27 protein-coding genes and 1 pseudogene are annotated in these 26,549 nt (G+C 39.8%); 5 read left to right on the top strand and 23 right to left on the bottom strand.

The window, feature by feature from the left end:
• The first annotated feature begins 120 nt into the window (after positions 1-120).
• Positions 121-852, top strand: coding sequence for an MOSC domain-containing protein (locus ACZ1G6_RS01305; RefSeq protein ID WP_472617725.1), 732 nt, complete (start codon positions 121-123; stop codon positions 850-852).
• Positions 853-866: 14 nt separating this feature from the next.
• Here the strand turns inward: ACZ1G6_RS01305 and ACZ1G6_RS01300 are convergent, their stop codons facing one another.
• From ACZ1G6_RS01300 to ACZ1G6_RS01260, 9 genes are all read right to left on the bottom strand, one after another.
• Positions 867-2,594: a putative bifunctional diguanylate cyclase/phosphodiesterase gene (locus ACZ1G6_RS01300; RefSeq protein ID WP_472617724.1), complete on the bottom strand. Its 1,728-nt coding sequence runs from the start codon at positions 2,592-2,594 to the stop codon at positions 867-869.
• 30 nt (positions 2,595-2,624) lie between these two features.
• Entirely contained in the window at positions 2,625-2,831 is a 207-nt protein-coding gene (locus tag ACZ1G6_RS01295) for an ATP-binding protein (RefSeq protein WP_472619020.1), read from the bottom strand.
• 19 nt (positions 2,832-2,850) lie between these two features.
• Positions 2,851-4,179, bottom strand: a complete 1,329-nt coding sequence (locus tag ACZ1G6_RS01290; RefSeq protein ID WP_472617723.1) for a sensor histidine kinase — start codon at positions 4,177-4,179, stop codon at positions 2,851-2,853.
• A gap of 202 nt (positions 4,180-4,381) precedes the next feature.
• Positions 4,382-5,569, bottom strand: coding sequence for an acetyl-CoA C-acyltransferase (locus ACZ1G6_RS01285; protein ID WP_472617722.1), 1,188 nt, complete (start codon positions 5,567-5,569; stop codon positions 4,382-4,384).
• Positions 5,570-5,746: 177 nt separating this feature from the next.
• Entirely contained in the window at positions 5,747-6,199 is a 453-nt protein-coding gene (rplI, locus tag ACZ1G6_RS01280; protein ID WP_472617721.1) for a 50S ribosomal protein L9, read from the bottom strand.
• Positions 6,200-6,226: 27 nt separating this feature from the next.
• Positions 6,227-6,454, bottom strand: coding sequence for a 30S ribosomal protein S18 (gene rpsR, locus ACZ1G6_RS01275; RefSeq protein WP_311369661.1), 228 nt, complete (start codon positions 6,452-6,454; stop codon positions 6,227-6,229).
• Positions 6,454-6,867: a 30S ribosomal protein S6 gene (gene rpsF / locus ACZ1G6_RS01270; RefSeq protein ID WP_472617720.1), complete on the bottom strand. Its 414-nt coding sequence runs from the start codon at positions 6,865-6,867 to the stop codon at positions 6,454-6,456. Before rpsF ends, rpsR begins: the two co-directional genes overlap by 1 nt.
• Positions 6,868-7,036: 169 nt before the next feature.
• The gene (locus tag ACZ1G6_RS01265; protein ID WP_472617719.1) at positions 7,037-7,501 is read right to left on the bottom strand and encodes an NfeD family protein; all 465 of its coding nucleotides are present in this window, start codon (positions 7,499-7,501) and stop codon (positions 7,037-7,039) included.
• Positions 7,502-7,503: 2 nt separating this feature from the next.
• Positions 7,504-8,448 (bottom strand): SPFH domain-containing protein, encoded by a 945-nt coding sequence (locus ACZ1G6_RS01260; protein WP_472617718.1) that lies wholly within the window; start codon positions 8,446-8,448, stop codon positions 7,504-7,506.
• Positions 8,449-8,523: 75 nt separating this feature from the next.
• On the opposite strand from ACZ1G6_RS01260, the gene ACZ1G6_RS01255 reads away from it, so the two are divergent.
• Complete coding sequence (locus tag ACZ1G6_RS01255; RefSeq protein WP_472617717.1) at positions 8,524-9,012, top strand: cupin domain-containing protein; 489 nt, start codon at positions 8,524-8,526, stop codon at positions 9,010-9,012.
• 26 nt (positions 9,013-9,038) lie between these two features.
• Here the strand turns inward: ACZ1G6_RS01255 and ACZ1G6_RS01250 are convergent, their stop codons facing one another.
• Complete coding sequence (locus ACZ1G6_RS01250; RefSeq protein ID WP_472617716.1) at positions 9,039-10,049, bottom strand: TonB-dependent receptor; 1,011 nt, start codon at positions 10,047-10,049, stop codon at positions 9,039-9,041.
• 166 nt (positions 10,050-10,215) lie between these two features.
• On the bottom strand, positions 10,216-11,367 hold the full coding sequence (locus ACZ1G6_RS01245) for a carbohydrate binding family 9 domain-containing protein (RefSeq protein WP_472617715.1): 1,152 nt from the start codon (positions 11,365-11,367) through the stop codon (positions 10,216-10,218).
• Between the two features lie 258 nt (positions 11,368-11,625).
• On the opposite strand from ACZ1G6_RS01245, the gene ACZ1G6_RS01240 reads away from it, so the two are divergent.
• On the top strand, positions 11,626-13,068 hold the full coding sequence (locus tag ACZ1G6_RS01240; RefSeq protein WP_472617714.1) for an NADP-dependent isocitrate dehydrogenase: 1,443 nt from the start codon (positions 11,626-11,628) through the stop codon (positions 13,066-13,068).
• Here ACZ1G6_RS01240 and ACZ1G6_RS01235 read toward each other — a convergent pair.
• A complete protein-coding gene (locus tag ACZ1G6_RS01235; RefSeq protein ID WP_472617713.1) occupies positions 13,065-13,544 on the bottom strand; it encodes a hypothetical protein in 480 nt (159 codons plus the stop codon). The genes ACZ1G6_RS01240 and ACZ1G6_RS01235 overlap by 4 nt on opposite strands.
• A 117-nt stretch (positions 13,545-13,661) precedes the next feature.
• On the opposite strand from ACZ1G6_RS01235, the gene ACZ1G6_RS01230 reads away from it, so the two are divergent.
• Positions 13,662-14,048, top strand: coding sequence for a YkgJ family cysteine cluster protein (locus ACZ1G6_RS01230; RefSeq protein ID WP_472617712.1), 387 nt, complete (start codon positions 13,662-13,664; stop codon positions 14,046-14,048).
• A gap of 28 nt (positions 14,049-14,076) precedes the next feature.
• On the opposite strand, the gene ACZ1G6_RS01225 is transcribed toward ACZ1G6_RS01230, so the two are convergent.
• The 5 genes from ACZ1G6_RS01225 to ACZ1G6_RS01205 form a co-directional block, all read right to left on the bottom strand.
• Complete coding sequence (locus ACZ1G6_RS01225; protein ID WP_472617711.1) at positions 14,077-15,423, bottom strand: M24 family metallopeptidase; 1,347 nt, start codon at positions 15,421-15,423, stop codon at positions 14,077-14,079.
• 73 nt (positions 15,424-15,496) lie between these two features.
• On the bottom strand, positions 15,497-16,804 hold the full coding sequence (locus ACZ1G6_RS01220) for an endonuclease/exonuclease/phosphatase family protein (RefSeq protein ID WP_472617710.1): 1,308 nt from the start codon (positions 16,802-16,804) through the stop codon (positions 15,497-15,499).
• A 162-nt stretch (positions 16,805-16,966) separates the two neighbouring features.
• Positions 16,967-17,539, bottom strand: coding sequence for a CIA30 family protein (locus tag ACZ1G6_RS01215; protein WP_472617709.1), 573 nt, complete (start codon positions 17,537-17,539; stop codon positions 16,967-16,969).
• Positions 17,536-18,081: a hypothetical protein gene (locus ACZ1G6_RS01210; RefSeq protein WP_472617708.1), complete on the bottom strand. Its 546-nt coding sequence runs from the start codon at positions 18,079-18,081 to the stop codon at positions 17,536-17,538. Before ACZ1G6_RS01210 ends, ACZ1G6_RS01215 begins: the two co-directional genes overlap by 4 nt.
• 67 nt (positions 18,082-18,148) lie before the next feature.
• On the bottom strand, positions 18,149-18,625 hold the full coding sequence (locus ACZ1G6_RS01205; protein ID WP_472617707.1) for an Lrp/AsnC family transcriptional regulator: 477 nt from the start codon (positions 18,623-18,625) through the stop codon (positions 18,149-18,151).
• A gap of 115 nt (positions 18,626-18,740) precedes the next feature.
• Here ACZ1G6_RS01205 and cysK point away from each other — a divergent pair, with 115 nt between their 5' ends.
• Complete coding sequence (gene cysK / locus ACZ1G6_RS01200; protein ID WP_472617706.1) at positions 18,741-19,739, top strand: cysteine synthase A; 999 nt, start codon at positions 18,741-18,743, stop codon at positions 19,737-19,739.
• A 36-nt stretch (positions 19,740-19,775) separates the two neighbouring features.
• On the opposite strand, the pseudogene ACZ1G6_RS01195 reads toward cysK, so the two are convergent.
• From ACZ1G6_RS01195 to ACZ1G6_RS01170, 6 genes and pseudogenes are all read right to left on the bottom strand, one after another.
• A pseudogene (locus tag ACZ1G6_RS01195) lies at positions 19,776-20,514 on the bottom strand (FadR/GntR family transcriptional regulator).
• 236 nt (positions 20,515-20,750) lie between these two features.
• Positions 20,751-21,302: a PfkB family carbohydrate kinase gene (locus ACZ1G6_RS01190; RefSeq protein WP_472617705.1), complete on the bottom strand. Its 552-nt coding sequence runs from the start codon at positions 21,300-21,302 to the stop codon at positions 20,751-20,753.
• Positions 21,274-21,645, bottom strand: coding sequence for a PfkB family carbohydrate kinase (locus tag ACZ1G6_RS01185; protein ID WP_472617704.1), 372 nt, complete (start codon positions 21,643-21,645; stop codon positions 21,274-21,276). The genes ACZ1G6_RS01190 and ACZ1G6_RS01185 overlap by 29 nt, the downstream gene beginning before the upstream one ends.
• 45 nt (positions 21,646-21,690) lie before the next feature.
• A complete protein-coding gene (locus ACZ1G6_RS01180; protein ID WP_472617703.1) occupies positions 21,691-22,029 on the bottom strand; it encodes a cupin domain-containing protein in 339 nt (112 codons plus the stop codon).
• 15 nt (positions 22,030-22,044) lie between these two features.
• Complete coding sequence (locus ACZ1G6_RS01175) at positions 22,045-24,258, bottom strand: heparinase II/III domain-containing protein (RefSeq protein ID WP_472617702.1); 2,214 nt, start codon at positions 24,256-24,258, stop codon at positions 22,045-22,047.
• A 12-nt stretch (positions 24,259-24,270) separates the two neighbouring features.
• Complete coding sequence (locus tag ACZ1G6_RS01170; protein ID WP_472617701.1) at positions 24,271-26,526, bottom strand: chondroitinase-B domain-containing protein; 2,256 nt, start codon at positions 26,524-26,526, stop codon at positions 24,271-24,273.
• Positions 26,527-26,549 lie beyond the last annotated feature (23 nt).

Raw genomic sequence — 26,549 nt, 5'->3', positions numbered from 1 at the left:
TTGCCGCATTTTGTAAATACCTGTTGTTGTTTATGTTTTTTAAAAACAGTAGTAGGTTTATTTTGCGCTATTGTAATTTACGCACTACTATAAATTTTTTACTCATTTGCAGGACTCAATATGCAAGTAAGTCATCTTTTTGCCGGTAAACCCATGCCATTTGGTGCTAAAGGTGCTCCAAGTAGTATTATTAAAAACGAATATGAACAGCTACATATTGAATGGGAAGGTGCCCGTGAAGATGAGCAAGGCAACAAAAAGCTCCATGGTGGCCCTTTTATGGCTATTCATCAATATGCACAAAGAAGTTATGCTTTGTTGGCCAAGCAATTTACTGCAAATTTAATTACCTTTTCAATCGGTACCATAGGCGAAAACATTTCAGCACCTGACATGCATGAAAAAAATGTATTTATCGGCGATAAATTTGAAATAGGCTCTTGCATATTAGAAGTGGTTTCTCCTAGAGCGCCTTGTTCAAAAATCAATTATCGCTACGGTTTGAATAGAATAGACCAATTTGTTGCCCAAGAGAATATTACAGGTTGGTACTATAAAGTGATAAAAGAAGGCGTAATAAGCACAAATGACAATATCGCCTTAGTTGAGCGTCAAAGTGACCCTTTATCAGTAGAACTGATTTGGCAGCTTAGAAAGTTAAAAACCATCTCTACACTTGACGACATCGCAGTCAAAAGCGGCATAAATAAGCCAGAAGATGAAAGCACAACTGCGTTTGCTACGTATATTCATGATATAGCTGACAGTGCAGTCAATAACACTTCGTTATCACCTGAATGGCAAGCCCATATGCACAGAGTTGCAACGGCTATTTTTAAACTGACAAGATAAACCAAATTTGCGGACTAAGAAGCTAGATCTGTATCAATTAATAAAGCAGCTGTTTTGCTTGCATCTTTAGGCTCTCCTAAATAGAAACCTTGCCCATGATCAATCTGCAAAGCTTTGCACATATCAAGATGGGCTTGTGTCTCGATACCTTCAGCAACTACTGTCATATCTAGGCGCTTAAGCATATGCGCTAAGGCCTCAAACACAGCTTGACGCTTTTGCTCACCATGCTCAACGGTGAATAAAGATTTGTCGAGTTTTACAATACTGATGGGATATTCAATTAGGTGTGAAATGGACGAATAACCGACACCAAAATCATCAAGTGATATTAAAAAGCCATACTCTGACAAAGTATCTATCGATTCTCTAATTACTTTTTCATTTTCAAATAATGCGGTTTCTGTGATTTCCAACACGATGTTATTTGGATTCACCGAATATGCCTGTGAACGCTCTATAATATGTTCCACCACTGAGTGATTTTGAAGTTGAACAGGGGATATATTGATCGCAATAAAACGTTCTTGGGCATAAGTCTTTTGCCACACTGAAATCTGTTTAATTGCCTCATCGATTACCCACTCACCAATAGCGTGAATATCCCCTTTTTTCTCAGCGATGGGGATGAACTCATCAGGTACAAATTGCTCTTCTGCTGTCGGCCATCTAATTAGTGCTTCAAAACCAATTTTTTGGTCGCTCACCAAATCAATCACTGGTTGAAAGAAAATATCAAATGCGGATGCTTTTAGGTGCTGTTTGAGTCCAGATTGTATCTTCGACAAACGCGCAAACTTGGTACTCATACTTTCATCATAAAGACGAATTTGGCCTTTGCCATCTTCCTTGGCTTGATACATAGCGATATCAGCGCACTTAATAAGCGATTCTTTTGAGCTAGCCTGAGATGGATAAATAGCCGCTCCAATACTTGATTTGCAAACCACTTCATTGTCGCCAATCATTACTGGGACCGATAAAGCATCTTGAATCCGTTGGCAAACTAGCCGTACTTGTTGACTTGATCGTATACCCGTTAAGATAATAGCAAACTCGTCACCACCTAATCGTGCGAAACTTTCATGGCGGCGCAACAGCTTCTTTATGCGCGTTGCAAATTCTATTAGTAAACGATCGCCGGCATCATGACCCAAAGTGTCATTGATGTGTTTGAAGTCATCTAAATCCATGACAAGCAATGCTGCATCAGTATTTGACTTGTCATTTCCCGCCACCATCATATCCATGATCTCGTTAAAGTGATGACGATTAGACAAGCCAGTTAAAGGGTCTTTTTCAGCAAGATGTTTTACGCTAAGATAATTTTGATGAAGCTTATGTTCAAGTTCAAAACGTTTTTGCGCATGTACAATCGCTCTATGTAAATTAAGCCGCTGCAGGTCTGATTTTTGAATAAAATCCTGCGCCCCGGCTTCAATACATTTTACCGCTAGAGATTCATTTTCTGACGCACTCATCATTACAATAGCGACGCTGCCAAGATCAGGCCTTGCGCGCAGTGCTTGAACCATCTCAATGCCGCTAACGTCAGGCATCCGATAGTCCAATAAAATAACATCAAAACTTTGACTTTGAAGAATACCAAGCCCCTCAGGCACAGAGCTTGCTTCAACCACTTTTATTTGGGCTGTATTTTGAGCAAGTGTTCGTTTGATGATTTTTCTATCAGCGATATCATCATCCACCAGTAAGACACTTAGACTTCTTCTTAATTCCATAGAGCATTCTCGCTTGCAATGAGCATTTCGTTACGCTTCTTTGTGCAGATTTGCCAATACGGTTCGAGCAATATTAGTAATGGGCCAAGACACAATAAACTTTGTGCCTCGTGGTTCATTATCTTTCACCTTAATACTTCCACCGTAATGTTCAACAATTTTTTTCACAACACTTAGTCCCATTCCACTTCCCTCTACCTCATCACGAGGCTTAAGTGTTTCAAATAACTGGAAAATTTTGTGTCGATTCTTTTCTTCAATACCTTAGTCCATTATCTTGGACAGTGATAGTGGCTCCCTTTAGGCTTCGTTTGCCTTTGATTTGAATTTTTGCATTACCAGAATCATGATGTTTTATCGCATTTGATATAAGGTTTAGCATGACTATATTAAATGGTACTGAAGGGACACAAATATCAATATCATCGCAATTCACCACAAATCCCATGGGTAAATCGATCAAAGACAGAAGCTCAACTACTTGCTCGCGCAAATTGACATCACTTGCCTCCTGATACTCCTTACCCAGTCTTGAGTATGACAATAAATCCACTAACAATTTTTCCATGCGCGTCACTCTGTTTAGCGCTAAGGATAAATTTTCTTTACTATCTTGTGGCAAAATCGATTCGCAGTCTTCGCTTACCCAACTAACAAGGCGTTTAATTACATTTAACGGTGAGCGCAAATCATGTGAAGCAACATATGCAAAATTATCCAAATCAGCATTTGAACGACGTAAGTCATTTATTAGAATTTCTTTTTCAGTTACATCTCTTCCCACGATCAGAAGATACGTTTTGCCATCAGAACCCACGAAGGACTTTTTAGTTAAATGGAGTATTTTTTCTTCTCCATTTGCCATTACTACCTTGTTAGTCGTAAGACTTATTTCGTCGGTAAAGGCAGCAAGATCTGTTTCATTTAACGTTGCAGAAGTTTGATCATCATAAAAATAATCGCTAGTTTGACCAATAACTTGATGACGCAAACCAATGGGAAAGGTATTGAGTAAGGCACTATTTGCGTATACAACTGTTTGATGAGCATCTTTTACGCAAATATAGTCTTGATTTAATTCAGATATTTGTAAATGTCGTGCTCTAAGCTCTTGGGCGTCTTGCACCTTTACTCTGAGCCTTAACTGCGTTTCAAATTCATTTAGTAATAAAATTAATAACGATTCAGAATCTTTATAAGCGTTTGAAAGCACATCGATAAAACATCCCAACAAGGCCTCGATTTGACCATCTGCGTTGGTTGCTGACAATATCAGTAGTTTGTATTTATCTAACGACACAATACCATCCATTGATTGCTCAATCAGATGTAACTTTTTTGATTTGCTTTGTAAGTAATTAACAATAGCTAAATAGTCTGCTTTTGCATGAGTAGCGTCTTCACCATGATGCAATGTGATATTAGAAGACCGCAAATATACAAAGGCATTGTCAGTTTGGCAAAGCGCAGATAACATTTCCATATGAGTAGTAAAAATTGGAGTCGACTCTTCTGGTAACATGTACATACCCTTTAGTTGGGCTGACGTGATGTCGATTGAGGAAGTCTCAAGATTTGCTTGCATTTATTGCCTCTAGCACAAAAACTGACTCCGTGTTTTTATGTGCTATCTATTATGTAATATGTAAGTAAAGTATGTATGTTTGTGAATCATTTTTAAGTGCATTATTTTACATCTTTTAGCTTAGCAGGTCTCTTATTTAACACAAAAAAATAAGCGCACAGTGCGCTTATTTTTTTGTGTGACAATATTTGAGTTTTGTAGACTAATTGTTGATTTCAAATAGCCCAGCTGCACCCATTCCGCCACCAACACACATAGTAACTACGACATATTTCACGCCTCGGCGCTTGCCTTCAATCAATGCGTGTCCGACTGTTCTTGCACCAGTCATCCCGTAAGGATGTCCTATAGAAATAGCACCTCCATTTACATTGTATATCTGAGGATCAATTCCAAGATGGTCGCGACAATATAACGCTTGGCAAGCAAATGCTTCATTAAGCTCCCAAAGACCAATATCGTTTATTGATAAACCATGTAGCTTTAATAGTTTAGGAATCGCATATATCGGACCAATGCCCATCTCTTCTGGTTCGTTGCCCGCTACAGCCATGCCACGATATGTACCAAGGATATCAAGCCCACGCTGTTCAGCTAATTGCCTATCCATTACAACGCAAGCTGAAGCACCATCAGATAATTGGCTTGCATTACCTGCTGTAATGCAGCCGCCTTCAATTACAGGCTTTAGACCTTGTAAACTTTCTAGCGTAGTAGATGGTCTATTACCCTCATCTTTTGACAAGGTAACATCTTCAAATGTTATTTCTTTGGTTTCTTTGTTGAAGTTTGCTTTTGTGGTGCTGATCGGTACTATTTCATCATCAAATTTGCCATCGGCCTGTGCTTTTGCAGTGCGCATCTGAGACTGATAACCATATTCATCTTGTGAATCTCTAGATATATTGAATTTTTTTGCAACATTTTCAGCCGTATACAACATTGGCATATATGCATGTGGTGCCAACTTAGTGACATTCTCATCCATACTTTTACTTGCCCATTCAAAATATTTTTGTTGGACTTCTGATATGTTGTCTTGACCACCAGCGACAACAACTTTCATTCCATCTACCATGACTTGTTTTGCTGCTGTTGCAATCGCCATTACCCCTGAGCTACATTGGCGATCAATTGTCTGCCCTGAAACCGAATAAGGTAAACCCGCAGCCAAGCTTCCAAGGCGAGCTATGTTACCGCCTGCGCTACCTGCATTGAGTACCGAACCTATGATCACATCATCTATTTCGGCACCTTCAACACCCGCTCTTTCAACCGCATGCTTAATAGCATGAGCAGTCATTGTGGGCGACTTTGTATTATTAAATGCGCCTTTAAAGGCTCTACCAATAGGGGTTCTAGCGGTTGATACGATTACAGCTTCTTTCATGAATGACCTCTTTTAACAGTAACGTTTGTCTATTTTATATAATAGTGAATAGTGAGTAATTTGATACTTTTTAATACTTATTTACAATTATTAGTCATTCAAGGTTAAGCTTGCCAAAAAGCAGGCAAAAAAATACCGCCTTGCTGGCGGTATTTTACGTATTAGTATTGTTGAAACTTATGCTTCAGCAATAATTACCAATGTTACATTAGCCGTTACATCAGAGTGGATTTGAATATCAATTTGATATTCGCCTGTATCTCTTAACGTACCGTCAGGTAATTTAACTTCGGCTTTTGTCACTTCAACGCCTGCTGCTGTGATTGCTTCTGCAATGTCACGCGTGCCAACAGAACCAAATAACTTACCTTCGTCGCCCGCTGGAGCTGCGATAGTAACGTTTTCTAGCGCGTCAAGTTTTTCTGCACGTGCTTGAGCAGCTTTAAGCTGTTCAGCAATTTTTGCTTCAAGCTCAGCTCTGCGCGCTTCAAATTTCTCTACATTAGCTTTGGTTGCTGGAACTGCTTTTCCTTGTGGGAATAAGAAGTTACGAGCATAACCAGACTTAACTGTGACTTTGTCACCTAATCCGCCTAAATTGGCGATTTTGTCTAGTAGAATGATATTCATCTTTGCTACCTCTTTAAATGGCCAATCTTACTTGTGTGAATCAGTGTATGGAAGCAATGCTAAAAAGCGCGCACGCTTGATGGCAGTTGACAACTGACGCTGATACTTAGCACTAGTTCCGGTGATGCGGCTAGGTACAATCTTGCCACTCTCAGTGATGTAGTTTTTCAACAAAGCAATATCTTTGTAATCTATTTGGCTTACGCCTTCAGCTGAAAAACGACAAAATTTACGACGTCTAAAAAATCGAGCCATTAGTTGTCTCCTTGTTCTTCAGTTGGTGCTTCAACAGCTTCAGGTGCTTCTGGAGCAGCTGCCGGAGCAGGTCTTTCACGACGCTCTTCACGACGTTCTTCTTTTGCCATAGGAGACTGTTCAGTGACAGCGCCTTTGGTACGCATAACAAGGTTACGCAAAATGATGTCGTTAAAACGGAAAGCTGTTTCTAGCTCTTCAACCGCTTCAGCAGTTGCTTCAGCATTGATAAGAACATAGTGTGCTTTGTGAAGTTTCTCGATTGGATAAGCCAACTGGCGGCGACCCCAATCTTCTAAACGGTGGATAGTTCCGCCGTCAGTTTCTAGAATACCTTTGTATTTTTCTATCATACCAGGTACTTGTTCACTCTGATCAGGGTGAACCATAAATACGATTTCGTAATGACGCATTACTGCTCCCTACGGTTGTAGTCTCGGATAGTGCAGCTGTCTATCATAAAGACAAGGAGTTTGGGTGTTAGCTGCAAGGGCGCGAATAATACAGAACTTACCATGCCAGTGCAAGTAAAAAGCCACTCAATGAGTGGCTTTTAAGAATTTACTGTGTTTTTTCGTTTTGCTATTTTGCTTTTACGAGCAATACACCAACATCAGTTTGTACTACTTCTACTACCGTGCCCTTGACAAGACTGGTGTGAGCATTGAGCTTCGAGGTAATACCTGAAAAATCGTAGTCGGGCTTATTGGCAAGTTGTGCTGCAGCGTCGAGGTCTTCAGGTAGTACAAATGTGTGACCAATTAAATCACTTGATGCCCGCGTTGTATCAACATCTTGCTGCAAATTTGAAAGGCGCTTCCACAATAATGCTGCAAAAACAGCTGTAAGAATTGAAATTGAAAACACACCATATAAAAATGTCTCGGGGACTAGTCCAACCCACATCAGTACAGCAGTGCCAACAGCAGCAAGGCCTGCAAAAAACAAAAAGAAGGTACTAAATCCCAACACAAGTACTTCAATAATGAGTAAAACTATGCCTAAAATTAATATCGTTTCTAATAAGTTATTTGCAAACCAATTCATTTTTATGCTCCTTTTGACTTTGTCAACGCACTAATAATACTGGTCGCTTGAGCAACAACAGAAGCGGCTTCAGTACCGGAGTCTGGTAATAAGACGACTGACGAGTCTTTTGCTATGGCTTGTTTTGCTTCAATAGCTTTTGTGGCCAGATCAAGTTCTATTGCTTTTTGACCTTCGTCTGTATTGGCCGCTTCACCAACTTTTTTCAATGCCTCTGCTTGTGCTTCAGCAACTGACACAATCGCGGAGGCTTCACCTTGAGCTCGCAAAATTTGTTCAGATTTATCAGCTTCAGCCGCTAGGACAACAGATGCTTTTTCACCTTCTGCTCGGTTAATTGCGGCTTGCCTGTCCCCTTCAGATTCTAATATTTGTGCACGCTTGACACGCTCGGCTTTCATCTGCGCTTCCATCGCTTCCATGACAGAACTAGGCGGGATAATATCCTTAATTTCATAACGCATCACTTGAATACCCCACGGACCAGCCGCAATATTGATGGCACCAACTATGTTTGCGTTAAGCATGTCACGCTCTTCAAAGGTTTTGTCTAGCTCCATTTTACCCAGTTCAGAACGCATTGTTGTTTGTGCAAGTTGCGTTACAGCAAATACGTAGTCTTCAACACCATAAGTTGCTTTATAAGGGTCAAGCACACGAAAATATAGAACACCATCAACCATTAATGAAATGTTGTCTTTGGTGATTGCGCTTTGTTCTGGAACATCAACTGCTTGTTCTTTTAATGACCGATTAGCTGAAACACGGTCGATAAAAGGCATAATGAAATTTAGACCAGCTTCTTTAGTGGATTGAAACTTACCAAAACGCTCAATGATAAAGGCTCTATTTTGGGGAACAAATTTAATACTGCTTCGCAATAGCACTAAGACTAAAACGATAAAAGCAACTTCTACAGTAAAAATATAATCGAATAATACATTCAAAATTAGACTTCCTTGTTTTATTAATGACTAGTGGTTAGGTTAGCATAGGCGTATAAAAACCACTAGGAAAAAGCAATGCTTGCAACAAGTAAAAAACGAGTTGATTACCTTATTAAAGCTTTTAATATGAAACCGCATCCAGAGGGCGGTTTTTATACTGAGGTATATCGCAGTTCATCAACATTAAGGTCTCCTGAAAATGGCCAAATAAGACCTAGTCTTACCCATATCTACTTTTTACTATGTAAAGGGCAGCTAAGTCGTTGGCACCGCGTTAGTCACGATGAAATTTGGAACGTGTATGAAGGAGCCCCCTTACGCATCTTAGAGTTAAGGGACGAATGCGTGCGTGAACAAGAAATTGGCAATGGTGAAGGCGGTAATGATTATTGCAAAGTAATCACAGCACACCACTACCAAGCAGCAGAGTCAACCGGTGACTACTCTTTTGTTGGATGTAGTGTTGCACCTGGGTTTGATTTCCTAGACTTTGCATACATTGAAGATGAACCAACCACCACGCTTATTTTAAACGAAGGCCACGATTATGCTAAATTTTTATAGCGTTATAGTGGTTTGATTTCAATGCCTTACACCTCAGGCAACCAAGCATAGCTAAACTTCATAAATACCGACTGATTATTAGCTCTTATGCTTTGTAAAGCATCATTATCAAAGGCACTTTGAGAATATCCCACGAAAAACTTTGTCAAAGGATTCAGTTTATATGAATACAAAAATTGTAAACCTATATCTTGTGATTGTGCATCTACATCAAACGTATAATTACTTTGATTACGCTCGATATCAGAATACGTCACGATTAGCCTAATGAATTGACGCGGATCAAACTGATATGTTGCTCTAAAATCAACTAGATTAGCTAAAAAGAGTGCCTGCTGAGCTACGTCAAGTTTATTTCTGACGTAGTCTACATCAACCCTTAAATGAGTACCTACATTAAGGCTTAACTCATGTTCAACAAGTAATTGTTCGCCTAATCGATTATTTGCTAAATCGACTCTATCACCCTGACGAATAAAAAATTCATAATCAAACAATTGGTTAGGTGTTGTTTCAAAATAGAATGAATCCGAGGTCTCTTCAAAGCGACTTGTATTGCCCTCGATGTCCAAACTTGAGGGGTCAAACCTAAGGCCAACTCGAGTGCGCTTATCTGAACCAAGTCTAGCAAAGGTTTGATAGTCGCCCCTGATGCTTATATAGGCTTCAAGCTCTTTTTCAATGAGTTCATCATTATCATTGTGCGTAATATCCCAATCGCCATTAATTCGAATACGATTCCACCAGTAATTTTCATTACGCCAATTATATCCACCGCCAAATACATAACGTTGATGATCAACATTAGAGATGAAACCCAAATCTGCTCTAAAATCAGACTCAGTTACGCTGCGACTCGCATTAATAAAGTATTCATCGGTATTACGATTGTAGTTAATCCGATAGGCCTTACCGCTGAAGCTTTCTGTGTTTTGAGTACGAAGCGCAGCTTCACTAAAATCTTGGCGCTGCTCACAACGCTCGTCATCACAAAACGTGGCTTGTAGAAATTCAGGATATTGGGTCTGCGAGCGCATGAATTGAGCTCTTACAGTATCTTTATCACTAATCCTGTATCGTGTATCAACTGCGGTAACAAAATTAGAATAAGAATCGGATTCCCTAAATGTACTTAGTATCCCTAATGATAAGTCGTCAGAATAATCGTAGCGATACCGTCCAGCGGCATTAGTTGACTCTTCTTCAATAAATGCTACTTGAGACCCACGATTTCCTTAGCACCAAAAATTGCGTTGTCTCATCATTTGCCACAAACATACCAAATGAATGCTCATCAACTCGGCCTGTTATTTTACCGCCGTAATCAGGTGCATTGACGTTACGTGTGTAAACCAGATTAGCAACAGAACTAAAGTATTCTGCGTTTTCAACAAAAAACGGACGCTGCTCATCAAAAAACAAGGCAAATGTATTGTTAATGTTTAACTGCCCTGCATCTGACTCTACTTGTGAAAAGTCAGGGTTAAGCGTGACCGCTAAGCCTATCTCAGGTGTGATCCCCCAATTCAAATCAAGTCCGAGTTCTTGGTTTTGTTCGTAGTCCCAATCTAATGAGCTTTGGGGATCTCGATTCCTTGCGCTACCAAGCACTAAAGTGGGAACAACAGAAATATTTTGTAACTGCTTGGCATCAGCAAAACCATTAGCCTGCCCCATTTGACACAAACCGCACGAATTATCGCGATCAAATGGTACATGCGACAGGCGGTAATTATCCACACGTGGATAAAAACGAACAAATTCTATGCCCCAATTCTTAACACCATCTGTTTCTTCAAAATTCATTAAACGCAATGGAATACGCATCTCGACTACATAACCACTGTCTGTGATACTCCCTGCCGACTCCCAAATGCCATTCCAACTGGCACTTTCAGACCCCGTCATTTCGTTTTCAATCGCATCAGTCTGCACACCCAAAGGATTCACAAAATATTGATATGCAAGACGTCCATCATTAAAGGTATCTATTTTGACGCCCACTAAATCTTCACCGCGGCTACCATCTCGGTCTCTTAAAAATGCTCTTATTTGAGAGGGGTCATCTTCAGCCATAAATAAAACAAGCAGCTCTGTCCCATTTTCAAACACTTTAACTTGAGTGTTTACTGGTACAGGAAGGTTTTCAAATGGGCGGCTGATGTAGTTTAAATCAAGCTCGTTGGCGCCTTCCCATTCGGCTTCGTCAATGATGCCATCAATAATGACTTCATTTTGTAAACTGGGGACATCAATTGCAGTTGCAAAAGCTTGGTTTGAGAGTGACACCAACGATGAGCAGGTGATAATGAATAAAAAAAACAGTTTTAGGAAAGTATGGTTAGCGTTGGGCATATTTCACTGTACTTAATTAGTCCGAAACGGATGATACACGAGCAATCTTCACTTGTCCTGCTAGTGTGCCGAATTAGATACACTATGATGCAAGAAAAACCACTGGTCTGCTCACAAGACCAATTTACAGTTATTTCGATGCCTTTGAAAGAAACCGCAATTTTTTTCGATGATTAGCTTTGTTTATTTCGCATTTTACTCTAAAGGTTTTTCTCTACAATTTCCCTCCATAATTTTATCTAATATTTTGGAGTTTAAATGACACAAACTAATGTACCCATTACGGTTGCCTATGGGGATGGTATAGGCCCGTCTATTATGGCGTCTACTTTAAAGATATTGGACGCTGCGGGTGCCAAAATTGCGCCAGAAACTATCGAAATAGGAGAGAAGGTTTATCTAAGTGGCCAAACTAATGGTATTGACGAAAGTGCATGGGAATCCTTAAGACGCACTCAAGTTTTCCTAAAAGCACCTATTACCACACCTCAAGGCGGGGGTTATAAAAGCTTAAATGTCAGCATGCGAAAAGCACTTGGCTTATACGCCAATGTACGACCTTGTATTGCTTATTCACCGTTTGTCGAAACAAAACACCCACACATGGATATTGTTATTATCCGCGAAAACGAAGAAGACTTATACGCAGGCATTGAGCATCGACAAACTCAAGAAGTATATCAATGTTTAAAATTGATCACGCGTCCTGATTGCGAACGAATAGTCCGTTATGCGTTTGAATATGCCAAACAACAAGGCCGCAAGCGCATTACATGCTTTGTAAAAGATAACATCATGAAGCTTACTGATGGGCTGTTTCATACGGTCTTTGATGAAATCGCTGCTCAATACCCTGATATTCAAAGCGATAGCATGATTGTAGATATCGGTGCGGCACGAGTTGCCGATACTCCCGAAGATTTTGATATGATCGTTATGCCAAATTTATATGGCGATATTATATCTGATGTTGCGGCACAAATTGCAGGTTCGGTAGGCATGGCCGGCTCTGCAAATATTGGCGACCAATGTGCAATGTTTGAAGCTATTCATGGTTCAGCGCCGGATTTAGCGGGTAAAAACATTGCTAATCCATCAGGCTTATTACACGGTGCTATTCAAATGTTAGTACATATCGGTCAAGCTGAGGTTGCCGAAAAAATTCACCGAGCATGGTTATGTACGCTTGAAGATGGTCTGCATACTGCTGATATATTTACGCCCCAAAACAGCCAACAACTTGTAAATACTGATGAGTTTACGGATGCGCTGATTGCGCGCATTGGCAAGACGCCTGTGACACTCAATGCGCCAAGTTATAAAAATTCTGAGCCACTTAAATTGCCTAGAGTTGAGCGTAAAGAAGCTGAAAGCAAAGAACTTGTGGGAATAGACATATTTTTACAATGGCGAGATGGAACAGCAAACGAACTTGGCGAAAAACTTAACCAATTATCACGTGAAAATATCAAGTTGCAATTAATTACCAACAGAGGTGTGAAAGTCTGGCCTCAAGGTTTTCCTGAGACTTTTTGTGTTGACCATTGGCGCTGTCGCTTTGTTTCACCTAACAACAACTTAGATTTTGCTGAGTTGTTAGCCTTACAAACTCGATTGCATGATGCGGGATACGATGTTGTAAAAACAGAAAATCTTTATAATTTTGATGATGAACTAGGCTTTGCTGCTGTGCATGGTTAATAAATATTTAAATCAGAATGTGCTAAACGATAAATATTAAGAAAGTCCCTGTACTCTTGCTGACCTAAAGCGTTGGCAAGAGTTTTAATTTGATTTTTCGCTTTAGCCGCTTTGGTTTGCCATAAATCAAGACGCACTTCTGCCTGCTCGGAAAAGTCTACTGACATGATGCTGGCTACTTTGTCTTTAGCGTTAAAGTAGTCTATTACCCACTTAATCAGTTTGATATGAATTTTGAATAATTTTTTACTAGAGAGCTTTGCGTCTAACTCAAGCTCTAGCAATAACTTTGTAAAATCATACTCTGAAAATACAGCTAAATCTTTTATCAATGCATTTCCTGCCACCACGCATTGTTCAAGTAAATCGCTTTGTTGCTCGCTTATACTATCACTTGATAATTCATCAATAAGCAAGTCCTCTAGCTCTTGCATGAGAATATCATAAGCAATAATCTGGCGAATAATCGATGACAAAATAAACGTTACTTGTTAACAAATCAGAGACATATAATAGAACGACTTCGCCTTAAACGAAACTTAAAATACCTAATAATGTTATCATGGTCACTTCACTCACAATTTAAGTGCACGATGAAACAGTGTAATCAATGCGGAAAATGCTGTATTAAATATGGCGATGGTGGCTTATCAGCCAGTCAAGATGACATCGAGATGTGGGCTTTATTCAATCCTGAAATACATCAATACGTAAAAGGGAAAGAGATTTGGTTCGATCCTCAAACAGGTGTTAGATTAACGACTTGTCCGTTTTTAGAAGTCGTCTCGCAAACTAAGCCAAACACGCCCTTAAGGTACACTTGTGGTATTTACCAAAATCGCCCTGAGGATTGTCGACACTATCCCAGTTTAGTATCAGAAATGATTACTGATGGTTGTGAAATGATTGAACTAAGCGATATGTCAAAGCCCAAACAAGCACAAGTTACGCTAAATGCCCTAATGCAAGATAGTCGTTAAGAACTATCTTGCTCACCTTATAACAATCTTAATGAATTAAGTGCCATTTGGTCTGTCTACCGGCTAAATACCACACTTTTTTACCATCAAATATTGCACTTTGTTCAAGCTTTATTTGTATCCATTGATTGTCCCATTCTGGTAATTGAGTACTAATATTCCCTTCAATTGCATAGCCTGTATTTGGATATAGTTTCCAATCACCTTGAACTGGCGTTGCACCTTGGTTATCCCACATGCCAATTGTCGGGCCACTAGCATGTCCCACAAATCCTAAGGGATGTGTATAGGTACTACTTAAAATGTCTTCATCTTCACTTTGTTTGATGGTGTTTGCTAAGATCTGATTGCCCGTTAAGCCTGTCACAAAATTGCCCGTTAGAATATCTTGCCACCTATTACCAACCGCTAACGCTTCTTTTAAACCTTGAGGCGCATCAGTTTCACCCATTTTAAGCACATAGGCCATTTCTTGGGTATCAGTGCACTGGTTAAGGTAGCAAATCCCAACATCTGTATGCAGTATATCGCCAGGTAAAACGGTGCGCCCATCTTTCCCCATGAACACATCTTCCTTACTTGTCTTATCCCCCTTACGTTGAATATTGACGTAAGGTTGGAACCAAGGGCGCAGTTGCAGCGCTTCAAAACGTTCTCGCAAATACCATGCTATATCATCAGTGGTTGTCACACCTGGTGTAATAACTTTATTCGAAAACGCTTCTGCGATAACACCCCTTGCAAGGGTCACCACTTGAGGATACACATGCATTTCCTTTTCACTGCGTGTTTCTAGCCAACGAATAACCAAATCTTGCGCACTAACAAGGCGTTCTTGATACTTCTTTGGTAGATGTGTAAGTAATTTTTTATGTAAACCGACACTTAAGCCATCAGCTAAAGCCCAATCCTGACTAATATTAATACCAATTCGTTTAGGGTCACGCTCAGCGATCACTTGTGCTAGTCTGTCCCATTGCTCATCTTTTGTACCGCCTTCCCAAACCGTTGGGTATACATCTCCTATTGGGTAACGACTGACACTAAATCGCTCAACGCTTCCGTCTGCTTGCTTTGAAAACACCAATAACGTTGTGCGTCGTGCAGCAAACGTAGGTTGAGGAACAAGCGTGTAAAACAATCTGTCTTCACCATATTCACGGTTAATCACTAACCACATATCTAAATCAGCTTCATTCATTAATAAAGGCAGCAAATTATCCAAACGATCAACGACCATATCGTTGATTGGCTCAACACGGTCTTTAAATGACAAAACGTCGGGTAATTCATCGATAACTCTGCCTTGAGTAAACTCTTGGGCAGGCACAATAAATGAAAAACACAGTAGCAAAACAGGTAATAATTTGGACATAAAATTTATCAGTCTTGTAGTAAAGTTAAACTAAAGTATGCCATGTTGAAATGACTTAGCAAGTCAGTACTTTTTAATCAATTTCAACGGTGACCCATACTAGGCGATGGTCCGATGAAACTTCTTTATCTGTTCCTCGTTCACCAATTCGCTCATCATTAAATAGTAAACGACCAGGCTCATTTTGCGCCTGCCAGTAGACACCCGAATCTACAACTGAAAGCGTCGCTGAGGGCACGCTGTAGTCCGCACGCGCACCAAAGGTTGATGTGCGTATAGAAGGCATTGGATGAGGCCGTCTTGTATCTGCTTGCGCCGCGCCAATTGATATCGGTGCAAATTCACCATTAGCCTGTGAAACAGATTGATTAACTAAAGGGTTTGACATTAATCGGGCAATGCCATTGAAGCGAGGGTCTGCCCCAGTTCTGATTTGAGCATCAGCATTTAAATCCCCCATAATGACAAAATGCTCTCCAGACAACCCTCCTTTTTGGCCTTTGTCATCATATATAAATGCTTCTTTTTGAATATAATGCAACCAAAATGCATTTTCTTCGCTATTTCTATACTTGTTATTATCGCTGACTGTGTCAAACGCTGGTGGTGTTGGGTGAGAAAGAAGCGCATGAATAGTTTTGGTCCCGTTAGATGTGGGGATCATAATAGGTGCATCGACATGATTTTTTGATGATAAACGCAATTCATTCCACTGCTTTTGGTCAAACCAAGTATCACCACATTGCCGATTTTCCGGCATAGTGCGTTCACTTTCACATACGTTTACCATAGGTATAACAGCGTCGGGTAAGTCTTTTCGTTTAAACGCTTGAAAAGTTCGAGTATTGTCTGTGTCAATTTCATACATAGACATTAAAGCAAATGCGTAATGTCCGTGATAAAAACCAAAACCATATGCATCATTAGGATCAGTTTCGCTAAAGCCATTATTGTTTAAATCCATGCCGGAATTTAGTCCCGTATTTGTGGCATAGTTTTGGACAAATGGGTAATGAATTGGTGATAAGCTTTGTCCGCCATCAACACTGCCTAAATTTTGTGAGTGTGCTAAATAATTCGTTTGAAAACCCTCAAGTGCTCGATAATCTTTACCAAATCCATCATTATTAAATTCATTTAACAGCAATACATCTGGCCTAACAACTTGGATAATCGCTGCAATATTGCGTATTTGAATGATGCGTTCAGCTAACTTAACGTTATCGCTATCAAGTTGACCCGCTTTCCACTTTTGTATTAATTCGTCTTGCTGCTTTGCAGAAAAAGACATAAATTTTACCCAGCGTTCATAGCGTTCTTGTGGGTCGCCATCATGAGCAAATGAAACATTAAATTGCGCAAAGCGAACACTTTTTGACATGTTATTAGCTTCCGTGGGGCTTGTGGTTTGTTGCGCACATGACAGTGTAAAAATAAGTAAAAAACCAACTAAAAAGGCGTGATAACATTGCTTGGTGTGCTTCATTATTTTGTGGCGTTTGAGGGCGTATATTTTCATCTATTTCATACTTATATCAATTGTCTAGTTATCGTTATTAATTTGTTCAATATTATGGATTTGTAATGAAAAATTACCGGTTTGATAATCTGCTAGCATAAAGCCTAACTGTGTAATGTTATCAAACGATAGACTAGGCGCATTGCGGACAAGTCTACCTCTAAAAACAGGCTTAAAATCTTGTTCTACAAACTCATAACTGGTTAATTCTCCCTTTTTGGTTGGAAAGCTAACCGAATAAGCAACGCCGTCAAAGCCTTTGTTTGTTCGTAGTCTAAATTGATATGGGCGTCCGTCGCCCACCACTTGGACTTTAAGTGCTTTACCAGGTTGCCAAGATACAGGTTCGTATATTCTGCGAGTAGAGGCAAAACCGCCGTTATTTTCAAGTGACAGGTAACCTTCAAATACCATATGCTGACCAGCATCAACAGTTTGCGCACGAGATCGCCCGCCCATCACCGTGTCGTTAACAATGACCCAGTTTTTATGTTCTTCCCCATTGGCAAAATCAAGACTAGGCATGATTAGCTCCTCAGCAATGCTAAAAAACGAAACGAAAAAAAGCCCTAAATAAATCATTACCTTGTTTTTCATTGCTGGCTCCGTGCTAAAACGCCTCTAAGCTGGTTAAGTGCATCAACCGAAAAACCTCTGTCATAAAAATGCAGAATCGTCCCATCCTCATCTAACAAAACAACTCTCGCGTTTTTAGGTTGTTGGTTCCCAGTGAATTGTTGAATATCGTCACCATCAGCATAAACAGTTATGACGCCTTTCCACATCTCTTGTGGAATACCTTCACGCATTGCATTATCAATTTGGGTATTAAACATTTGAGCGGCCATACCTTGCAAAGTAGGGATTTCGTATACCGCCACTTGAGTAGATGTCATGTCTAAGCTGATGAGCCACCTATCAATATCAAATTGCGATTTATGTATAAATCCAAACAACAATAGGGTTTTATTACCGGCAAAGTCTTCAGGGATACTCACGGATTTGCCGTCGAGACTCTCTCCGTCTACCGATATCATAGTATCTCCTACGCTTAAAGTACCGATGTAGTGATACGATGCACAAGCACTTAGTAAAAGGCTGATGAAGGTGACGAAAAGAAGTCTTTTAAACATTGACATAAAAGCCCTAAACAAAAGATTTAATGGGTGTTTATACGCCCTTTCAAACAGATTGGATTATGTCAGATTAGAGGTGATCAAGCGGCATAGCTGTTGAATACTTAATATTCTCCATTGCAAAACTTGAAGTGACATCGAGTAAATCTATGCCTGCAATAAAACGTTTATAAAAGTGATCAAAACTTGTCATATCGGCTACTTGTACTTTCAACAAATAATCATAAGCGCCACTCATGCGATAAAACTCGCTGACCTGTGAAAACGCACTCGCGTGAGCAGCAAATTTGTCTAACCAAGCTTTATCATGTTTTGCTGCTTTTACCTGGACAAAAACCGTCATAAAAAGCCCCAAAGCAGCTGGATTAAGCAAGGTGACTTTTTTATCAATAACGCCTTTTTCTTCCAGTACTTGTATTCTTCTCCAACAAGGAGAAACACTTAGACCAACTTCGTTAGCAATCTCGGCAATTGACTGTGTAGCATCATCTTGCAACAAGGCCAATATTCTTTTATCTAACTTATCGATAGTAATATTTTTTGTCATATTTGGTTTCAGCGGTTTTTATTTCCAATATATTAGCCCTTATATAAATTTAATGAAACTTTTTTCATATCCTCTATGTCAAGATTGACACATATTATTGATAGGACACCCCACGATGAACATGATGATTGAATCTCGCCACATAGAAGCCAACAACGATGGTGCTACGCCTACAACAGAAGCAAAAATATATAACAATATTTTGCAGACTATTGGTAATACCCCATTGGTACGTCTTGAGCAAATGGCAAAACACTTGTCATTGAAGGCAGATGTAATGGCTAAAATTGAATATTTTAATCCAGCAGGGTCAATAAAGGACAGACCAGCCTTCGCGATGATCAACAAATTGATGCAAAGTGATGCATTTAACGAACACACCCAAGTGATAGATGCTACGTCTGGGAATAATGGAGTCAGTTGTGCTTGGATTTGCGCTTATTTTGGGATCCCATTAACCATTGTGATTCCTGAACATATGTCTATTGAGCGCCGTAAAATGATTCATCACTACGGGGCAAAACTTGTGACAACACCAAAAGAATTAGGCACAAAAGGTGCAATTGATCATGCAAAAGTGCTCTTGGCACAAACACCGCACGCCGTTATGCTAGATCAATTTTCAAACCTCGCAAACCCCGAGCAACATGCGGCGACCACCGCACAAGAAATTATTAAAGACACCCAAGGTAACATCGATATATTTATTGCTGGTGTAGGTACGGGCGGCACGTTAAGCGGAGTCGGTAGAGCACTAAAAGCGTTTAAACCCGATGTCAAAATCATCGCGGTAGAGCCTGCTAATTGTCCTGTATTATCAAAAGGCAAAAAAGGTGTTCACGCAATACAAGGATTAAGCTCCGGGCATGTACCTGATACACTTGATGTAGATTTGATTGATGAAATACTCAGTGTCAGTGATGAGCATGCTTTCGAATATGCGCGTTTATTAGCCAGAAAAGAGAGTCTAGCGGTCGGCATTAGTTGCGGAGCCGCTATGTATGCATGTATGCAAGTAGCAAAGAGAAATCAAAATAAAGCAAAACAAATAGTGACTATTTTTGCTGACACTGCAGAGCGCTATTACAGCACTGACTTGTTTGAGTATCGATAAAGCAACAAAAGGGCGCGTTAAGACTTATCTAACAGACTACCCAACTAAATGGTTTAACGAATACAAATCTCGAGTCTGGCTTGTCTTCTTGCGCACCTCTTCAAGTGCTTCAGCTTCGCTCATTGCAAATAGCGCATTTATCAAGCGATTGAAATGCGCATGCATTGCTGAACGAGCAGCCGGAGCATTACCGTCCAATAACGCTTGATAGATTGCCTTATGTTCATTTAAACGGTCGGTATCAGATTGGCTACAAACGCTTGAATATGCCAATTTGATATGAGGCAGTGAGTCCCGTAGAGCCCAAAACTTTTTCACTGATAACAAAATAGCATTATTCTTAGTTGCCTTAGAAATGATCAGATGAAATTCCCTATCAGCCTTTTCAGCTTCGATGCCTGATTCCATTGCAGATAAGGTAGCGGCTAATGCTTCTAGCTCCACACTTGAAATCGAAACAGCTGCAAGTGCAGCTGCTTCACCTTCTACTAAAGCACGTGCCTGAGTCAATTCAAATGCGCTAATATTAGTGCCACTTGTTTCATCGACTTCTTGGTTTTTCTCAAGCACATAAACACCAGAGCTTGTTTTAACTTCAACCAAGTGCATAACTTCTAGCGCAATAATGGCTTCTCGGATTGTTGGCCTACTAACACTAAATGTCTCAGCTAATTCGCGCTCAGGTGGTAAACGACTGCCTTAGTGGATATAAACCCGATTCAATTAAGGCTTCAATTTTTTCGGCTATATGCCAAAACATGCGACGACTTTTCATTTCTCGTTCCTTAAAAGCATAAATGCACCATTTTAAAAATATTATAGTGCAAATATGAAAGCACGTTGATGGTTCTTGTGTGGACCTACAAGTAACTATGCAAATCTTGATTCTATTACCAATATACACAAAATTGGTAATAAAAAAACTAGCGATGCTTCAGATTTTCAATCAATTTCCACTATATTGCTCAAAAAGGCGTTCATTAACGCTCCATTGCTTCTAAAAATATATGCTTAGGGGTAATCGCACTCAGGATGCTGTATAACCGTGGCAGCGGCTTTTGCGCCAAGTGCAACAGCATCTTCCAGTGAATAATTTGACATTCTTGCCCCTAAGTATGCGCCATTGAAAGCGTCTCCTGCTGAAGTAGTATCAACCACATTGGTAACAGGAATAATTTTATGCTCTTGAGTAATATTTTTATACACAGTGACAACTGACTCAGGGCCATTTTTGACTACCAGCTCAGTCATTGAGTATGCCATGCAAAACTCAATTGTTTTTTGAGCGCTATTGATACCATATAGATTGTCAAAGTCTTCAACGCCTGGCATTGCAATATCACAAAGAGTAAAGGCTTTGTCAAAAGCCTGCTTTGCTTGCGCTTTATCTTGCCAAAGTCTAAGTCTAAAATTGGGATCAAATACTATCTTCACACCCTTGTGTTTAAGTGTTTCAATCATATTCCAAAACTGTTCTTTGGATGTTTCTTCAATTACCGCTAAGGTAATTCCAGAAAAGAAAAATACATCAGCCTTAGCAAAGCTGTTCAACGACTTCGTCACTTGCAAACTGCATCATTTTTCGAGCAGCTGAATCATTTCGCCAATAAGTAAATTTGCGTTCACCGGTATCGTCATTTTCAACTAAATACATGCCAATTGATTTTGATTCATCGGTAAAAACAAAATCAATATCGACCAGCTCTGATTTGAAACATTCAAGCATTTGAGTGCTAAGGAGGTCACTACCAGCTGCACTAAAGACAGATGAGGTAATACCATTAAAACATCGTTTTAAATAACAAGCTGAATTGTAAATATCTCCGGCATAGGCGCGATTAAGCGTATTAGTATCTCGCTGCCTAAGTTCAGCCATGCATTCGCCTGCAAACACAATATGATTCATATACATTTGCTCATAGTTAGTAGTCTTGGCATATCATAAAGTAGCTTAAACAAAATCTTCTCGAGCAGGACTAAATGTATCGATTAACACACCACCTGTTGGCGAAATAGCGCCGTGTTCAACATTAGGCGGAATCAAACAGCTATCCCCTGCTTTAAGCAAGGTGACGGCTCCGCCTATATTAAATTTAAATTCGCCGCTTTCCACATAGGTCACTTGGGAATGTCGATGTTTATGTACATAACCTTCAGCACCTTTATCAAACCATACCTTTACTGCCATTAGTTCATCATTGAAACCCAGCATTTGCCTTTTTAAACCTCCACCGAGGTCTTCAATAGGTGTTTTATCACCAAATAAAAAGTGTTCACTTTGTTTGTTCATTGTCTAAAGGCGCTCCTAATTTTGTTCTAATAAAAAAACAGCTAGTCGACTATCTGTTTTAAAGGTCATATCTTGATAAGTGAACTGGGCACCTTCAATGGATGACATATCTGATGTTTGATTAATCACAATTAAGTACGATTGTTCAGCAATGTCTAAGCGAACAATATGCAATTCGTCTTGTTTAATAGACTCAACATTTCTAATTCTACTAGTTGCTTCTAACGTGAACTCTTTGCTTGGATTGTATTCTCCGTGAGGTTCAAGTACGGAAATAAAACTATGCGTAGCAGCACTGGAAACCCTTCTGATAAATCCTTGTTCGTTACGCAGATTGAAATTGGGGTCATTTGCCCCTATTTGCGTAAACAAAAATGACTCGTCACCATCAACCAGTGAAGTCTGAGAATAAAAGCGTCCGTTATCATTCAACCAAGTCACCCTTGCTAGCCCTTGTTCAGGCGTAGCTGTGCCTTTTAACCATAAATGTTGGTATCCATTTTCACGACCTAGGGCGCTTAAGGTCTCAGTGGCACTATTGATCTCAAAATTGGTATCAATTAACTGACCCAAATAATGTAGTGGTAAATCAAACTGATGTTCAGATGCCCCTTGGACATCGAAAATATCAAGTGTGACGGTACTTTCAATCTCAGGTAGGTTAATTAATGCTAATGTACGTTTTAGTACTACTGAGTCATATGCTGTATCAATGCTAGCACTAGAAATCGTCCCAGACTCATTGTGCTCAAAATAATGTAAGGTTGGGGAGTGTTGATTCCCTATTTTTACATCACTATTAAAATGGCTAGTTTCATCAACAACGACGGTGTTATGAGCAACAGTCTGCTTTGCATATGTTTCATTTTCAGGCAAATATCTTCCACCGAATTTGGCTTCAACATTTAGAAATCTAGCAGCGCCATAGTCGCTGATTATTTCTTCACCTAGATCGTAAAATTGCCACGTCAGTTTATCAAAATGTCCATGCCCTAAGCCCTGTGCTGCAGGTTTAAATAAAACAGTCTGATCGCCATCCAACTGGCTTCGTTTAATGACTAAGGCACCGTCTTGACCCTCGCTACCATCACCATAGGCAACGGATTTAAACTGATATGATTCGGCTTTTCCTGCGTCTAAAGCTTGTGCCACTTTTAGGCCATCCCCTGATAGGATAATTTGACCTTGTTGCTGAGCAATATCTAAATATCCAGCATCGCCAGTCAGTCCATAGGCAACTGTTACACCATGCACCAATTCAATTGTATCGATACCTTTACTTTTTATCGCATCATTAATAGGAAAAAATAGACCTGCATAGCTCAATTGGATAGTCGTATCGATGGCTTTGAGCATAATGCCATCTCGGTGCTCAAAGATTTTGCGGTGTGGTTCATTATTCTCAATTGCTGCTGCGAAAGTAACAAAAGGCATCAGTGCATAACGCTGGTAATAAGGGCCTTCGTTGTAATAACCTTGCGGCGAAAACAATACGTCAAGTTGCTTTAAAAATCCCCCTTTCCCAGATTTTTCTAGATCATAGAGCGCTTTTTCAACCCACTCGGGTTCGTCTAATACATAACCGGCCATGCCCACACCAGCGGTTGCCCAAGTACCATGGTTATGAACCTTATTAAATGTAGAAGGCTGTCCCTCAGATAAAAATAATACAACAGGCTTGAGTAGTTGGTTTTCAATTTTAGTAGCAGTATCACTATCTAACGAGGCCTTGACCAAGTCATATGCTTGAATTGTGTAAACCAACCATACGGCTTCATTTAAACTTTGCCAAAATAGCTTCCCTGGATTTTGAGATTTGACTTTCCGCTTTGGGTGCACGGGTAAGCTTGGATAAAGATTTGCATATTCAACTAATAGGCCACTAACAAAGTCGGCATATTTTTGGTCTTGGGTAAGCTGAAACACTAAAGCAGCGTCGTACATTAGTTGATAGTTCTTTTTATGCCTTTCATGGGTGTATCCACCACCACCATCTGCAGGAACAGGCACATCTATATCACTTTGCATTTGTGTGTCTACCTGAGATTGTAAACGCAAAAATGCATCCTTGAACCGGCCTTCTTGCGAAATAGCCGCACGCATCGACTCAACAGCACTTTGGGTGATAACCAAATTAGGCGATTGGGCTTTTACACTGCAGGCAACAAGTGCAAGTAAGAATGTGATGATTAATAGACTACGCGCAAATGTATTAACTAAAAATGACATAAATTTACCCTATTAATTACTCATGATTATTCGATTATTTTCTAGTACCGCAGTGTGTGGCCCTTCTACTCGTAACTCTGTTACCAGTGGGGCATTTGTCATCATAAAATCGTTGTTCGTTATCTGGCTTTGGGGTTCACCTACCGTATGCTCAACGATAATAGGAGCAGATGATGTAAACACATTATTGCTAATATCTGTTACTTGAACACCGTGAAGATAAAAACTCGCACTTGTCTTGTTACGTTTTCCCAAGCCAATATTAGTAAATGTATTATTTGCTACTAAAAGATGGGGCCCGAAGGTACTTTCGTCAGTGCCACCACGATATAGTTTGACTAAAGCACCTTGAACATCGCTAAAAGTATTTTGTTCAAGGTTAATATATTCAGCGTTATAGATACCTAAATCTTCAATTTCAGCGCTCAAAGATAGAATATCGCCGGTCACTGTGCTAAAGCTATTATTGGTCAGGGTTATTTCATCTGCAAAAGCACCTTTACCTGTCACAAAAAAGTGAAAACTGTGATTAACATCTAAGTCTTGAATCGTTGTGTCTTGCATAACAAAACGGTAGTTCTCAATCATTCCCCACTTTTGAGTACGAACTACGCTATTGCCTGCGCCATCTGGACTCGCTTGTCCAGAGATAACAAGACTCTCTAGCTTTAAGCTGCCAGCGTTCTGAATTTCAAAAAGTGTTGTTCTTTCATAACTTAATTTTGCGCCGCCGGCATTTGCAGATTTGATAGTAAGTGTCTTATTTATCTTTGCTATTTTTGGCACTATATATTCACCATCGGCTAGCGATAAAACATCGCCATCATTTGCTGATTCAATCGCAGCTAATAAACTATCTGCGGATGCTTCAACAGCAATCATTTTACCTGAGTCAAACTCTATAACTGCGGGCTTCTTAGGGTACCAACTAGCACCTACCGAATCTCTATCAACGAGTTTTAGCGAGCCTTTTGCACCTACATTACTGTATTGGGATTGAGGGTAATTAAGGCCGTTTTGCGCTTGCTCTAAAACAACATCGCTTACTTTTATCCCGTACGAAAGCTCTTCAAGAGGCTTGTTATTAGCGACATTACCAACAAATTTGATCCCAGAGACATCATCAAAAGTCGTAAACGGATGTTGACCGTTGTCATTATAAAACAAGTTGTTTTTCATGATGCTATCGATAGGCACTGCGCTTCTCTCTGCGTCGCTACCTGCGGCTAATTGTATGTGCTGGATATTAATAAATGAGTTGTTCGTAACGTTTGCATTTTTCACCTGATGGTAGCGATTAATAGGTGAATTTGGCACGCCATTTAAGACTGTAAAACCGCTACCAAAACGATAACCAGTTAAATCTTGAAGGTAATTATTTCGAATAACTTGGTCTTCGTTAATCACCCGTATACCGCCGGTATGTGCCTTACCGTTGCCAAGAAAAATATTGTTTTCAATGATATTGCCATTACCATGACGCATTGTTAGTGTGCCGCGCGCTTCGTAAAAAAGGTTGCCTCTAACAGTATTCTTACCTGACTTGACTGAAATAATTTCAACTTCACCATTGGTTTTCTCAAATAAATTATTTTCAACCAAGGTAAATGAATCGGTAAGCGAGTAATGACTTGTTCCAATCCTTAGTGTTTCTCCACCATTGGAGCCAAAAACCGGTCTGTATCCAAAATAATTACTATCTATTTTATGATAATTTTGTTGGCTTCGTTCGTCATTAAGGCGAACAGCAACTGTTACGCCCTTATTGCGTTTACCAATCAAACTACTATTGTCTAAGCGGTTATATTGACCATAAAAAGCAACCCAATAGTCTGACTCTTGCTTGTCAGGATTGTTAAAGTTATCAATAACAACTTCTGTCACGCGAGAGTGAAACGCTAAGTTGTTTTTATTTTGCCTAAATTCAATTACCGAGCTACTTGGCGTGTAACCATCTTTAAAGACCAAACCTGAAACGATAAGATGCTTACCCGCTAACCGAAGGTTTGATTGGCCAGTAATAATAACCTGTCCTTTATCTTGAGCTTGTAGTGTAATTGGTTGCTCTTTGGTTCCTGTTCCGCTTAGTAAAATTTCAAAATTTTGCCATTCGCCATTTTGAAGCGTTATCGTATCACCAGCCTCAAGAGAACCTGCGATTTGTTGATATGCCTCTACTGAGTCTACAAAATGCTGCTTGGCAAATGCTTGGCTTGACGCAAATATCAGCGAAAGTATACAAAATGAAATTGTTTGTTTTAGGCACATCTTTCACGCTCTCTTTTATTGGT

It is taken from the genome of Glaciecola sp. HA4-3, assembly GCF_055693685.1.
The sequence above is the reverse complement of the archived record's forward strand: the minus strand, read 5'-3'. Positions and strand labels throughout refer to the sequence as shown.